Here is a 13,665-nt window from a genome sequence, read left to right as displayed (position 1 = left end):
GGGCGTCGACGCCCCGGGGACGACTCCCCCCGGTACGGCGGGAGGTGCTCACGCCCCCTGGGTCTCCGCCAGGATCAGCCGTCCCACCTGCTCGCCGAGGACGGTGCGGGCCTGCTCGCCGAGTCCTTCGTCGGACACGAAATAGTCGATGTCGGACAGGTCGGCGAAGCGGCTCAGGCCGACGATGCCCCACTTGCTGTGATCGGCCACGACGGCCAGCTGGGTGGCGGCCGAGATCAGGGCGCGGTTGGTCTCCGCCTCCGCGAGGTTCGGAGTGGTCACCCCGGCACGTTCGGAGACGCCGTGAGCACCCACGATCAGGAGGTCGACCTGGAGGGAGCGGATCGCCTGATCCGCCAGCGGTCCGACCAGCGACGCGGACTTCGTGGGGGCCCCGCCCGTGACCAGCAGGGTCGGGCCCGTGGAACCGTCGTCGGCGCCGGACGGCCGCAACAGGTCCGCCACGGGCAGGGAGTTGGTCACCACGGTCAGGCCGGCGATGTCGCGCAGCCGGTGGGCAACGGCGTACGTCGTCGTCCCTCCGGAGATCGCCACGACACTGCCCGGCCGCACCAGTTGGGCGGCCGCGTCCGCGACCGCCGCCTTGGCCGCGGACTTGAGGGTGAACTTGGTCTCGAAGCCGGGCTCGTCGGACGTGGTGCCGGACGTGCTCACCGCCCCGCCGTGCACCTTCTCGACCGACCCCGCCTTGGCCAGCACGTCCAGATCGCGGCGGATGGTCATGTCGGACACCCCGAGCTGCTCCACGAGCACGGCGACGCGCACCGCTCCCTTGCGGCGCACGGTGTCGAGGATCAGTTCTCTCCGCTGGGCCGCTAGCGGTGCCGGCTCTGTCACAATCCCACCCGATGATCTCTAGCGAATTCCAGACAGAGATCAATTGTACACTGCATCCAATAACGTGGTGCAAGGGGTTCGGGGATGGCCTGCGCAGAACTTTCACACCGAAGCGCGGATAAGCCGCTCGGCGCATCCGCTCGACTATCCGCCTGACTGTTCCAACAGGGCCGCGTCCGGAGCCTCCTGAGGCCGTTGCAGCACCTTCGTTCCACCTCGGGTGCTTTATGACGAAGAATGCGGTGTGCCCGTACCGAAATGCAACGACCGCTCCTGCCTCACGCCCCCTGCGGGCGAATGCGTTCGGGCCGGAATCGTCGATCGTCCTCCGTCTCCCTCTCTGCCGTGATCCGTCGGCACGTGCCACGACGAGGCCCGGCTCCTGTCGAAGCGGGCCTCGTCGTGGCGTCGTGTCAGTGGGGCAATCCGACGGCGCGTTCGCCGCTGCGGCGCTGCTGGATGACGACGGCGGCGACGAGGAGGGCGCCCTGGGCGACGTTCTGCCAGAAGGTGTTGATGCCCTCGACGGTGAGGCCGTTCTCCAAAGCGCCGAGCAGGGCGACGGCCAGCAGGGTGCCGCCGATGCCGCCCTTGCCGCCCTTGAGCGCGCACCCGCCCAGGGCCGCCGCGGTGATGGCCTTCAGTTCCAGCCCCTCACTGCCGGAGACGGGCTGTCCGGAGCCGGTTCGCGCGGTCAGCAGGATTCCCGCGACCGCGGCGATCACGCCGATGAGCGCGTAGACCGCGACCAGGTACTTGTTGATGTTGATGCCCGCCAGGCGCGCCGCAGTGTCGTTGCCGCCGATCGCGTAGATGTTGCGACCGATGTCCGTGTACTTGAGCAGGACGTGCACGGCCAGCGCCACGACCACCAGGATCCAGATCATCACCGGGATGCCGGCGATCTTGCCGCGACCGAGGAACACGAAGAAGGGATCGTTGAGGACGTAGCCCTGCGCGCGGCCGCCGGAGACGAGCTGTGCCACGCCCTTGTAGGCGGCCAGGCCGGCGAGCGTGGCGATCGTGGGGTTGACGCGTCCGTAGACGATGGCGACGCCGTTGATCACGCCGACGAGGATTCCGACGCCGATCGCTGCGGCCATGCCGAGGTAGGGATTGGATCCGGCGGAGGTGAAGACCATGGCGCTCACGACGGAGGCCAGTCCGGCTTGGGAGCCGACGGAGATGTCGAGTCCCCCGCAGATGATCACGACGGTCTGCACGATGGCGAGCAGTCCTGTGATCGTCGCCGCTTCTCCGATGACCTGGATGTTGGAGAGGCTGAGGTAGTTGTCGTTGAGGAACCCGAACAGGGCGAGGACGAGTACGAGGGCGCCGATCAGGCTGAGGTTCTGACCGCCGAGCGAGGAGAGCAGTGCTCCCCTGGTCTTCCGCGCCGGAGCGGGGATGTTCTCGGTGGTGGCCGGCGTCTGGGTGGTGGTCATCGAGCGTCTCCATCGGCGGAGTCTGTGAGCGGTCGGTCGGATGCGACGGGAGCCAGGTCGTCGGCCATGGCGAGGTTGAGGATGGCTTCCTCGGTGGCTTCCGAGCGGTTGAGTTCGCCGGTGATGCGTCCGTTCTGCATCACGACGATCCGGTCGGCAAGCCCGAGGACTTCAGGTAGTTCGGAGGAGATCACCAGCAGGGCGACCCCTTCCCGGGCGAGGTCGGCGATGATGCGGTAGATCTCCGCCTTGGCCCCGATGTCGATGCCGCGCGTGGGCTCGTCGAGGATGAGGACCTTGGGCTTGCGCAGCAGCCATCGGGCGAGGACGACCTTCTGCTGGTTGCCGCCCGACAGTTTGCGCACTTCGTGCTCGATCGAGGGCGTGCGCACCCGCAGCCGGTCGGAGAAGTCCTGCGCCACGGCCTTCTCCTGTCGGCTCTGGACGAAGCGCCAGCGGCGCAGCCGGTCCAGGCTCACCAGGGACGTGTTGTCGCGGATGGAGCGATGGAGGAACAACGCCTGGGCCTTGCGCTCCTCGGGGGCGAGTCCGATGCTTGCGCGGATCGCGTCCTTGGGGCTGCGCAGGCGCAGGGGTTGGCCGTTCACGGAGACACGGCCCGACCGGATGGGTTGGTCGCCGGCCAGGGCGAGGGCCAGTTCGGACCGTCCGGCTCCCATGAGGCCGGCCAGGGCGACCACCTCTCCGGCGCGGACGTGGAGGTCGATGTCGGTGACGTCGTCCGTGGTGACGCCCTCCAGCCGCAGCACCACCTCCTCGCGGGCGACGTCCTGCCGCACGAAGAGGGAGGAGAGGTCACGGCCGACCATCAGGCGGACGACCTCGCCCTCGTTGGTGTCGCGGGCCTCCAGCACTCCGGCGACCGCGCCGTCGCGCAGGACGGCTATGCGGTCGGCGAGGTGGAAGATCTCCTTCATGCGGTGGGATACGTAGATGACGGCGATGCCCTGGTCCCGGAGCCGGCCGATCAGGGCGAAGAGGGCCTCGACCTCGTTCTCGGAGAGGGAGGAGGTGGGCTCGTCGAAGGCGATGACCTTCGCGTCGCCGGTCAGTGCCCGCAGGATCTCCACCAGTTGGCGTTGTGCGGCGGTGAGTTCGGAGCCCAGCTGATCGGGGTGGATGACCTTCTCGAAGCCGAGTCGGGCCAGGTCCGCGGTGATGCGGCGGCGCAGCTCGGCCCGATCGAGACGGCGTCCCGCGCCGCGCGGCAGGGCGCCGGCGTACACGTTCTCGGCGACCGAGACGTGCGGAATGATCTCGGGTTCCTGCGGGATGATGCGGATCCCGGCCTTGTGGGCGTCGTGCGGTGAGGACAGGGTCCTCGGACGTCCGTCCCAGAGGATGGTTCCCTCGGTGGGCTGGTGGTCACCCGTGAGGATCTTCAACAGGGTCGACTTGCCCGCGCCGTTCTCGCCCATGAGGGCGGTCACCTGGCCCCGGGGGAAGGTGAGCGTGACGCCGCTGAGCGCCTGTACCGCGCCGAAGCGTTTGGTGATGTTCTCCACAGAGATCTCTTCGCCGAGGTTCTGGGCGGAGGGGGCGGCAGTCGGTGGTTCTGTGCCGGCTGTGGTCATGAGGGGCCTCACATGCTGGGGGAACGTGTGCCGGCTCAGCGGCGCTGCTGGTCGGCGGTGGTCGGGACGGGTGGCGGGTACGGCGCCGCCGCGGCGGGTCCGTACCCGTCCTGGCCTCGGGGCGGGCTCAGCCGCAGGTGACTCCCGCGTCCTTCCAGTTGGAGGCGTCGACCATCTTGGTCGGGGCGAAGGCTTCCTTCGGGAAGTCCTTGCCGTCCTTCAACTTGTCGTACATGGTCTGTACGGCCAGGGCGCCGACGTCCTTGCCGTTGATGAAGAGCGCGGCCTTCATCCCGGAGGGCTTGTCAGAGCTCCAGTTCTTGCAGGCCAGGTAGGCACCGAGACCCACACCGATCACGTTGTCCGCCTTGAAACCGGCGTTCTCCAGCGCGGTGACCCCACCCTGGACGTTCTCGTCGTTGCAGCCCCACACCACCCAGTGCTTCACCGCCGGATTCGCGGTGATCGTCGCCGCGATCTTGTCCTGCGCCCCCGTCGGCGAGTTGTCCGTCGGCACGTCGATGTTCTGGACCGGCGCGCCGGCACCCTCGGTGAACGCCTTCTTCGAGGCGTTCACCCGGTCCGTGCACACGGTGACGTCCTGCTTCCAGGCCGAGATCGTCCGGGTCTCCGCGGCATTCCAGCCGGCCTTCTTGAACTCCTCGGCCGCCCGCTTGCCGACCTCGCCTCCCATCTGCTGACCACTGAAGCCGATACGAGGCACCAACGCGTCGGCACCACAGGAGGACGGATCGGGGCCGGTGCTGCAAATCTGGTCGTCCGACGTCAACAACGCCACCTTGGCATCCTTCGCCAGCTGCACGACCTGCGGCCCCACGGCCGGATCGGGAACCACGACGATCAACCCGTTGCTCTTCTGCGAGATCGCCGCCTGCGCCTCACTCACCGTCTTGTTCGCGTCATTGCCCAGGTTCACGATCTTCAGATCGATCCCGAGTTGAGCCGCCTTCGCCTTCGCACCGGCGGCCTCACCGATGAAGTACTCCTGATCGCCCTGCTTCTGCAGATAGGTCAGGGAGATCTTCCCCTCGACCTTCCCCACGTCCGAGCTCCCGCCCGTCGCCTCCTGACCGCTGGAACACGCGGACAAGACGAGCATCGAAGCCAGACCCAGAGCCACGACGGCTACCGGTCGGCGGTGGTGGTGAGTGAACATGTCGTTCCCTTTGCTTGGACGGGTCGCACAGAAGCGGCCAGTGGGGCACGTGCGAGGGGGTGGGTATGGGGGTCGGCTGTCGTCGCGTTCGCCACCCGAGGATGTGGGGCCGGGCGAGGTTGTTCGAGGGAGTGCCGTTCCGGCCTCGCTCGACGATGAACCAACCGAGGGACCGACTCCCGCACGGAGGAAGGAATCCTTCACGGTCGGCCTCTTTCAAACTTGATGCAACAGAGAAAAGCGCTGTTTCCTTCATAAGTCAACAGTGTGAACCTGCGGTTTCTGATCGATGCACCCCCGTGACCTTCTACGACACACTCGGCTCTCCGTCCTGCCTAACCTTGAACTGCGGCCCTCTCACGTCCCCCGGAGCGCACGACCGAGCCGGAACGACGCCCGCCGAGCACGCCGCGCGTCGACTCCAAAGGCATGTTGATATTCGCTGATTCATGTTTGACTATGTTCGCTAACGTGTCCCGTTCGGGGTTTCGCTCCCCGAGGATTCGTTCCAGCGCTGCTCGGCCGCCGGGCTCGTGGGGCCGAAGACGGCAGGAGCGCCGGGCGCGCTGCTCCCCGAAGTCACGGCGTAGCCCGGTGCGATACGGGGCTTGATGCGCCCCGCCGCGTCGGTGGAGAACACAAGGTTGTTTCCGGTGACCTTGCCGAGGGCCGAGCACGACCAGACGCCCACGCCGTCCCCAGTGCTACCGCGCGCGTCCATGCAGAAGCCCGGGTTGGCGGCATTGTGCAGAAGTCCCTTCTCGTCGAGCCGCCACTGCTGCGCCGGCGCCCCGGCGTGACACCGGGCGGTGATCACGTCGACGCCGTTCGCGAAGGCACCGCCACGGACGTCCAGACACAGACCGGTGGCGGAGTTGACGGCCGATACGTATCCCACGGCACGAAACGGCTGCGCGGGCCCGGCGGCGGAGCTCTCCGTCGGCGAAGGGCTGGATGAGGACGGACCGCCGGCCGACACCTCGGCGGACGGTGACGCCCGGGGGGATCGCCTCGGCGAGGCGGACGAGGAGGGCGACGGCGCGGTCCGCGACGGTGCCGGGGATCCAGCGCCGTTGCCTGCGTCGGCCTGCGGTCGCGGCGGCGCCGTACCGGTCGCCGAGGGCCCCCAAGCCGGACGAGCGACCACGGCGAGCGCCACCGTCGTGACGAGGACCGTCGCGACGCCGAGGGTGACCCGCCCGGCCGGTTTCCGAAGGAAGGCAGCCAGACCTCGGCCGTCGTCGTCCGGATCAAGCCGACCCCTGGCCGGTGCCACCGCGGCCGGGAGTGGCGGCCCGGAATCGACGCCCGCTCCCATGCGGGCGCCCCCGAGCAGGTGGAAGGAGCCGATGGGGCCGAGCAGCGCACTGGCCAGCAGGGTGCGGGGGGTGTCACGGAGAGCCACGAGGCCGCGGAGGGCGCTCGCGCAGCCGGGACATGCGTCGACGTGGCGCGTCAGGTCCGGATTCCCGCGCACATCCGCCCGCTCGGCAGCCGCAGCCAACAATCGGGCGTAGGCGGGGCAGTGCGGGGCGGGCGCCGTCGTCGCGTGGACTCCCAGGAAGGCGTCACGGCATGCGGCCAACGCCCTTTGCGCCAGGTCGGGTACGCGGTCGGACCGGTCCCCGGTGATCACCGCGACGCGGTCGTCCGGCTCCTCCTCGACCACGGAGTGCCAGAGGACCGCCTGGGTACGGGCGGGCAACTTGGCGAATGCCCGCTGGACGACCGACGGGAGGGCCGGGTTCCACGTCGCCTTCTCCTCGACGTGGCCGGTGGACGCCGGTGACGTGGATCCGGCGGGGTGTCCGGCTCCTTCCGCGTTTGGAGACACGATCGTCAGCAGCATCAGGCGAGGTGGTCGATCGAGGGACTCGGCGGTGGAGGAGAGCAGCGTGCGTATGAACCGGGCCATCGCACGGTCGGCGGCTCGGGTGGCGGGCAGGGGATCGTTTCCGATCGCCTGGGCGAAGGCCGCGACCTGTGGCCGGTGACGCCGTCGCAGTTCGGTCTCGGCCGAGGGTGCGGCCTGGTCCGCTGTGCGGATGACGTCGCACAGTTGCTGGTCGGTCATCCGACTCACGGCGGAGTGATGATTCGTCGACACGTGGGGAACGTCCTGGGTGGGAGTGGAAAGTCGCCCCATTGTTCAGGACATGGCGCCCCTGCCGATAGTTGTTTCAGGTGCCGATTCGGGATATCCGCCCCAAGAGAATTCGGGCCGGATTCCACTTCACACGCAGGGCGCGATGCCGGGATTCCCCTCGCTGAGAGGTCCGGTTTCACAGGGCCATGCCGGCGTGTCCGTATGGCGAGGAACCGAGATGACCGGCGCGTTTGGCGCCGCGTCCCGGGGAGCCGGAGCCCTGCCCTCACCGGAGGGTCGGGCGTGCCCGGGTCGGACACACGAGGCCGCTCGACAACGACCTCACACCGAACAGAATCAGACACACACGCAAGGAAGTCAACACCAGGATCTCCTCTTCGCCCGAACCGCATGACCGTGTGCATTGAAGCTCGGCAGCGCGGTGCCCGGCGGGCTTAGGAGCCCCAGGCACCGAATCACCCAGGCTTCTCCCCCGGCGGCGATCGCGTGGATGGGCCGCCGGCCGACGACACCAGATCGAGCACTTCAGAACACCGGGCGTCACGCCGCCCACACATCCTGGCGGGTCGCCGTGGACCCCCGGCTCCGCGGCCGTCCCCTTCCTCGGACACCCTCTCCCGCTCCACTTGCCAGCGGAGGCAATTCCCCGGGGGCGGGTCAGGCGACCCTGCGGGCACATTTAGCGGATCGTTATCAACCGGGACCCCACTGGACTGGATCTTCCCGCTTCACACCCAGTAAGTTCACCGTTCACCCCCTCCTCGAATTCACCGTTACCCCCTCCCCCGCCGAACGATCTTCCCGTGTTGAACGCGGTGTCAATTACCCGTCCCGATGCAGGACCGACAATTCCCGGGTTGCGCGGCGCCGCGCGCCGAGGGGCTGTTGCGGCATGTCCCGGAAATCCGACTGGAGTCCCGTGAGCACCCCCTTTTGCCCTCGATGCGGTGAGCTTCCGCGGTGCGCCTGCGTCGCGGCCCACGACACCGCGGCCGCCGGCGTTCCGGCTCAGTTCGACCAGGAGTGGGTGCGGCCGTACCTCTCCCTGCACGAACCCGCGCGGGGTGACGGGCCGACCGCCACCACGGTGTCGTGGGTCATACCGCAGGTGGTCCACGAGAGCGAACTACCGCCCGGCAGCGAGAGGTTCGGCCCGCCCGCGGTCATTGTCAGGACGGGAGGCCACCGGGCGCGGAAACCCGAGCGGCGGCGGCGTCCGCTCCCCATCACCGCGGCGCTCGCCACCCTGATCGGCTCCGCGGCCATCGCGGGTGCGTACGCGCTCGTACGGGGTCACGACACCCAGGATGTGACGGCGCCCCCTCCCGCGAGCAGGCTCGACGTGGTCGACGAGGACGAGACACCGGACGCGACGCCCGACGAGACGCCCGAGCGACCCGGGCCCTCCGGCTCGCTCCCGAGCGGTGAGCGGCGGAACGCTCCGGCAGCCGGGCGCGGTCTGCCGGCCACCACGCCCTCGATTGCGCCATCCGCTCCCACGACACCCGCGGCCGGTACCACGGCCCCGAGTTCCGCGACGCCCAACGGGCCGCTGCCGGACGACGGTCCGGGCACGATGCCGCCTTCCGGCACGCCGGTGACTCCCGTCGAGGGGCCGACGCTGCGCCGCCACGACACGGGGCCCGACGTCGTGGATCTACAACGCCGTCTCACCCGGATCGGGTCCTGGGACATGCCCCAGCGTGGTCGCTACGACCGCCATCTCCAGGACGAGGTCGCGCGGTTCCAGGCCACGCACGGCATCCACGGCGACCCGCCCGGGGTCTATGGCCCGACCACGCGACGGCTGCTCGAATCCCTCACGCCCTGACGAGCGCGGGACGAAGGACAACAGGCGGACCGGCGACCGGCGCCCCGCAAGGCCGGCGAGGCCCGCAAGGCCCGCAAGGCGCGTCCGCCCAACGGGGGGCGGACGCGCCTCGGCGGCTCCCGCTCAGGTCACCATTCGGCGAGTGAGCCGTCCGCCCGTCGCCACACCGGGTTGCGCCAGCGATGGCCGGTCTCGGCGGCCCGCTCGACGGCCTTCTCGTCCACGTCGATACCGAGTCCGGGTGCGGTGAGCAGGGCGACGTGACCGTCCTGGTACCGGAAGACGGACCGGTCGGTGAGGTAGTCCAACAGGTCCGATCCCGCGTTGTAGTGAATGCCGAGGCTCTGCTCCTGGATCAGCAGGTTGGGAGTGGCGAAGCCGACCTGGAGGCAGGCGGCCAGCGCGATCGGCCCGAGGGGGCAGTGAGGGGCCAGCGAGACGTCGTGCGCCTCCGCCATCGCCGCTATGCGACGCACCTCGGAGATCCCGCCGGCATGCGACAGGTCGGGCTGGGCGACGGCGATCCCCTGCTGGAGTACCGGCTTGAAGTCCCAACGGGAGTAGAGCCGTTCTCCGGTGGCGATGGGAATGCTGGTGGAACGGACGACCTCGCCGATGTGGGCGCTCATCTCGGGTACCACGGGTTCCTCGACGAAGAACGGCAGGTACGGCTCCAGCAGCGGCAGCACTCGACGTGCCATGGGGAGGGTGAGCCGTCCGTGGAAGTCCACGGCGATGTCGAAACCGTCGCCGACCTCCGAACGGACGCTCTCCACCCGTTCGACGATGTCGCGGACGGCCCGGGGCGTGTCGATGAGCTCCAGCTGGGGCGAGGCGTTCATCTTGATGGCCGTGAAGCCCTCGGCCTTGCGGGCCGCGGCCTGTTCCGCGACATCGTTCGGGCGGTCGCCGCCGATCCAGCTGTACACCCGGGCCCGGTCCCGGACGTTCCCGCCGAGCAGCTGCCAGACGGGGACCCCCAGGGCCTTGCCCGCGATGTCCCACAACGCCTGGTCGATGCCGGCGACGGCGCTGGACAGGACGGGGCCGCCACGGTAGAAGCCGCCCTTGGTGAGGACCTGCCAGTGGTCCTCGATGCGCATCGGGTCCTGGCCGACGAGGTAGTCCGAGAGTTCCTCGACGGCTGCCGCGACGGTGTGCGCGCGGCCCTCGACGACCGGTTCGCCCCAGCCGGTGATGCCCTCGTCGGTGTCCACGCGCAGGAAGCACCAGCGGGGGGCGACCAGGTAGGTGCGCAGGGATGTGATCTTCACTTGGACTCCTTCTTCACGGCCCAGCCGCCGTCCACGGTCAGGTTCGTGCCGGTGATGTACGAGGCGTCGTCGGACGCCAGGAAGGCGACGGCGGCGGCCACTTCGTCGGGGTGGCCCAGCCGCCCGAGGGCCGTGGCCCGGGCGGAGAGCAGGCGGCCCTCCTCGTCCACGTCCTCCCAGTTCTCGGTGAGGATGGGTCCGGGGAGCACGGCGTTGAAGCGCACCTCGGGCCCGTATTCGACGGCGAGCTGCCGGATGAGCGCGCAGATGCCGCCCTTGGCCGCCGCGTAGGCCGGGTAGCCCGGCAGGCTGCACAGCGCGTGCACGCTGGACGTGGCGATGAAGGATCCGCGGGCGGCGCGCAGGTCGTCCAGGAACGTCCGCACGGCCAGGTAGGGCGCCTTGAGGTTGACGGCCAGCTCACGGTCCCAGCCGCTTCCGGTCAGCTCGTGGGCGGGCGCGTCGGTGTGGATGAAGGCGTTGCTGTGTACGACGGCCACCGGACCGAACAGCGCGTGGGTGCGGTCCTTCAAGTGGCTCCAATCATCCTCGGAGGAGACATCGCACCGTATGAACTCGGCGCGACCGCCTGCGGCGCGGATCTTCCGGGCGAGTGCGGTACCCGTCTCCTCGGCGATGTCGGCGAGGACGACAGTCGCTCCTTCGGTGGCCAGGCGCACCGCGCTTGCCGCGCCGATGCCGGACGAGGCGCCGGTGACGACGACGGTTCGCCCTGTGAATCGGTTCATGGGTTGCTTTCCTGTGTTCTCGTGGGCCGGGGTGTCGGGGCACCTCCGGTCAGCGGGTGACGTCTTCGCCGTGGAGGAGGTCGAGTTCGGCGCGTCGGGGCAGGCCCTCCCAGTCGCCGGGCGAGGCCACGGCGAAGGCCCCGCATGTCGCGGCGAGGCGGAGGCGGTCGGAGAGGGATGCGCCGTCGAGGTATCCGGCGAGGTATCCGGCGACGAAGGCGTCCCCGGCGCCGATCGGGTCCACCAGAGTGACCGGGACGATGTCCTGGACGGCCTCCCCGCTGCCGGTGGCCGCGATGGCTCCTCGGGCGCCGAGCTTCAGGACGGCCTCGCGCGGGCCGAGTCCGAGGAGGGTGCGCGCCATGGTGCCGGGCTCGGCCTCGGGGACGACCAGGGCGGCCTCGTCGGGGCCGGCGAAGACGATGTCGGCGAGGTGGACGAGGTCGGAGAGCTCTGCCGCGGCCTCCTGCCGGGTCCACAGCCGGGCCCGGTAGTTGAGGTCCAGGGAGACGGTGACGCCGGCTGTGCGGGCGAGGTCGACGGCGCGCCGGACCGCGGCGCGAGGGGCGTCGCCGAGGGCGGGGGTGATGCCGGTGACGTGCAGTACGCGGGCCCGGGTGACGAGTTCGGGGTCGATGTCCTCGGGAGCGAGGCGGGAGCCGGCGAGTCCGCGCCGGTAGTAGGTGACGCGGGTGTGGTCCGGTGTGCGGCGCTCGCGCAGCATGAGCCCGGTCGGCGCGGTGTGGTCGACACGGGCGCGGGTGACGTCCACGGCTTCGCCGCGCAGTCCGTCGAGGATCATCGTGCCGGCGCTGTCGGCCCCGACCCGGCCGGTCCAGGACGCCTGGTGTCCGAGGCGGCTGACTCCGATGGCGACCGTGGCTTCCGCGCCGGCGAATCCCAGGCGGAGCGGGGTGCCGGTGGCGAGCGGGCCGGGCCGATCGGGAGCCAGGACGGCCATGGTCTCCCCCAGTGTGACGAGCGCGCTCATGAGCGGATGCCGTCCAGCAGCGTGGCCGCCCGTTCGCGCAGCGCGTCCAGGTCGCCGCCTTCGCAGGCGTCTCCGACCAGCGGGCTTCCCATCCCCAGGGCGCTCGCCCCAGCCGCCAGGTAGGCGGGGGCCTGGTCGAGTGCGATGCCTCCCGTGGGGATGAGCGGGATGTGCGGCAGCGGGGCACGGATGGCCCGCAGGTACTCCGGCCCTCCGGTGGATGCGGGGAAGAGCTTGACCATGGTGGCGCCCTCCGTCCAAGCGGCCACGATCTCGCTCGGGGTCAGGGCTCCGGGGAGCACGGGGACGCCCAGGCTGCGCGCCTCCCTGATGACGTCCAGGCAGACGGCCGGGGTGATGAGGTAGGTGGCGCCGGCCTCCACGGCGCGCTCGGCGTCGGAGGGTGTCATGACGGTCCCCGCGCCGAGGGCCAGTCCGGCGGGCTTGGACCCGGCGTACTCGCGCAGCGCGTCCAGGACGCCCGGTGTGGTGAGCGTGAACTCGACGGCTCTGATGCCCGCGTCGTGGAGGGCGTCGGCGGTGGCGGCGAAGTGGCGCGGGGAGTGCGAGCGCAGGATCGCTATCGCGGGGGCCGCGGCGAGTGCGGGGGCCAGGTCGGTCATGATGCGGAACCTCGGGAGTGGTGAGGGGTGGTGGTGGGGGCGGGGAGGCGCGTCGGATCGTCGGCGAAGGGCGGGACGGGCAGACCGGTGACCCCGGGCCGGCAGATGAAGATCCGGCCGGCGAGCGGCTCCGCCGAGAGCTGCTGCGGGGTCAGGCCGTCGGCCGCGGTGGTGATCACCAGGAGGTCCAGGTCGGGGCCGACGAAGGCACAACTGGAGACCTGCGAGACGGGGACGGTCACGACGGCGTGGAGGGCGCCGTCGGGGGTGTACGCCCGGACCTGGCCGGCTCCCCACACCGCCACCCAGACCCTGCCCTCGGTGTCGACGGCCAGGCCGTCCGGCACCCCGGCGGCGCCGGTGTCGGCGAAGGGGCGGCGGGCCGTGAGCGCGCCGGTGACGGGGTCGTGGTCGAAGACGTCGACGCGGCGCGTCGGGCTGTCCGCGTAGTAGAGCAGTCGGCCGTTCGGGCTCCAGCCGAGGCCGTTGGAGATGGTGACCGAGTCGAGCAGGGTCGTCACGGTGCCGTCGGGGTCCAGGCGGTAGAGGCTGCCCGCGCCGGGCGTACCGTCGTAGGACATGGTGCCGGCGAGCAGTCGCCCGCCGGGGTCGCACTTGGCGTCGTTCATGCGACGCGGCGTTCCGTCGTCGGGTACGTCCGGAGCGGCGAACTCCGTGGCCACCCCGGCGTCGTCGACGTACAGGAAGGCCGTTCCCGCCGCCACGAGGAGCCCGCCGGACGCGCGGAGCGCGACCGCTCCGACGGGCCGGTCGAGGCTCACGGTGGTTCCGGGCCCCAGGTCCGGCAGGCCGCTGTCGTCGTCGCGGGCCACCAACGGGGCCCGGTGGACGAGGCCCGCGGGAATGTCCACCCACAGCACGTCACCGTGCCCGGCGTGCCATACCGGTCCTTCGGTCAACAGTCCGGGCACGGGTGCGCACGGCAGTGCGGTCAGTTGCATGATGTCGCTCCTCACTTCCGACGGCGAAACTCTAGGACTTCCTCTAACCCTTG

General features: G+C 70.2%; 11 protein-coding genes. 1 reads left to right on the top strand and 10 read right to left on the bottom strand.

Annotated features, from left to right (window positions below):
- Nucleotides 1-48: 48 nt before the first annotated feature.
- The 5 genes from OHA84_RS34485 to OHA84_RS34465 all read right to left on the bottom strand — a co-directional run bounded on the left by OHA84_RS34485 (nt 49) and on the right by OHA84_RS34465 (nt 7,182).
- Complete coding sequence (locus OHA84_RS34485) at nt 49-858, bottom strand: DeoR/GlpR family DNA-binding transcription regulator (protein ID WP_266967817.1); 810 nt, start codon at nt 856-858, stop codon at nt 49-51.
- Between the two features lie 413 nt (nt 859-1,271).
- On the bottom strand, nt 1,272-2,303 hold the full coding sequence (locus OHA84_RS34480) for an ABC transporter permease (protein WP_266967819.1): 1,032 nt from the start codon (nt 2,301-2,303) through the stop codon (nt 1,272-1,274).
- Nucleotides 2,300-3,898, bottom strand: a complete 1,599-nt coding sequence (locus OHA84_RS34475; RefSeq protein WP_266967820.1) for a sugar ABC transporter ATP-binding protein — start codon at nt 3,896-3,898, stop codon at nt 2,300-2,302. Before OHA84_RS34475 ends, OHA84_RS34480 begins: the two co-directional genes overlap by 4 nt.
- 127 nt (nt 3,899-4,025) lie before the next feature.
- The gene (locus OHA84_RS34470) at nt 4,026-4,961 is read right to left on the bottom strand and encodes a substrate-binding domain-containing protein (protein ID WP_371591537.1); all 936 of its coding nucleotides are present in this window, start codon (nt 4,959-4,961) and stop codon (nt 4,026-4,028) included.
- A gap of 580 nt (nt 4,962-5,541) precedes the next feature.
- Nucleotides 5,542-7,182, bottom strand: a complete 1,641-nt coding sequence (locus OHA84_RS34465; protein ID WP_266967824.1) for an RICIN domain-containing protein — start codon at nt 7,180-7,182, stop codon at nt 5,542-5,544.
- Nucleotides 7,183-8,101: 919 nt separating this feature from the next.
- Between OHA84_RS34465 and OHA84_RS34460 the strand changes: the two genes are divergently transcribed.
- On the top strand, nt 8,102-9,013 hold the full coding sequence (locus OHA84_RS34460; RefSeq protein WP_266967826.1) for a peptidoglycan-binding protein: 912 nt from the start codon (nt 8,102-8,104) through the stop codon (nt 9,011-9,013).
- Between the two features lie 128 nt (nt 9,014-9,141).
- Here the strand turns inward: OHA84_RS34460 and dgoD are convergent, their stop codons facing one another.
- From dgoD to OHA84_RS34435, 5 genes are read right to left on the bottom strand one after another with little or no spacing between them, the layout of a single operon-like run.
- The gene (dgoD, locus tag OHA84_RS34455; RefSeq protein ID WP_266967828.1) at nt 9,142-10,287 is read right to left on the bottom strand and encodes a galactonate dehydratase; all 1,146 of its coding nucleotides are present in this window, start codon (nt 10,285-10,287) and stop codon (nt 9,142-9,144) included.
- Nucleotides 10,284-11,036 carry an SDR family NAD(P)-dependent oxidoreductase gene (locus OHA84_RS34450; RefSeq protein ID WP_266967830.1) on the bottom strand — a complete coding sequence of 251 codons (753 nt, stop codon included), beginning with the start codon at nt 11,034-11,036 and terminating at the stop codon, nt 10,284-10,286. The genes dgoD and OHA84_RS34450 overlap by 4 nt, the downstream gene beginning before the upstream one ends.
- A 49-nt stretch (nt 11,037-11,085) precedes the next feature.
- Nucleotides 11,086-12,027 carry a sugar kinase gene (locus OHA84_RS34445; RefSeq protein WP_266967832.1) on the bottom strand — a complete coding sequence of 314 codons (942 nt, stop codon included), beginning with the start codon at nt 12,025-12,027 and terminating at the stop codon, nt 11,086-11,088.
- Complete coding sequence (locus OHA84_RS34440; protein WP_266967834.1) at nt 12,024-12,650, bottom strand: bifunctional 4-hydroxy-2-oxoglutarate aldolase/2-dehydro-3-deoxy-phosphogluconate aldolase; 627 nt, start codon at nt 12,648-12,650, stop codon at nt 12,024-12,026. Before OHA84_RS34440 ends, OHA84_RS34445 begins: the two co-directional genes overlap by 4 nt.
- Nucleotides 12,647-13,612, bottom strand: a complete 966-nt coding sequence (locus tag OHA84_RS34435; RefSeq protein ID WP_266967836.1) for an SMP-30/gluconolactonase/LRE family protein — start codon at nt 13,610-13,612, stop codon at nt 12,647-12,649. Before OHA84_RS34435 ends, OHA84_RS34440 begins: the two co-directional genes overlap by 4 nt.
- Between the last annotated feature and the right edge of the window lie 53 nt (nt 13,613-13,665).

This window comes from Streptomyces sp. NBC_00513 (genome assembly GCF_041431415.1).
Taxonomy (GTDB): Bacteria; Actinomycetota; Actinomycetes; order Streptomycetales; family Streptomycetaceae; genus Streptomyces.
Note: the sequence above shows the minus strand (reverse complement) of the source record. Positions and strands in the feature narration are given on the sequence as shown.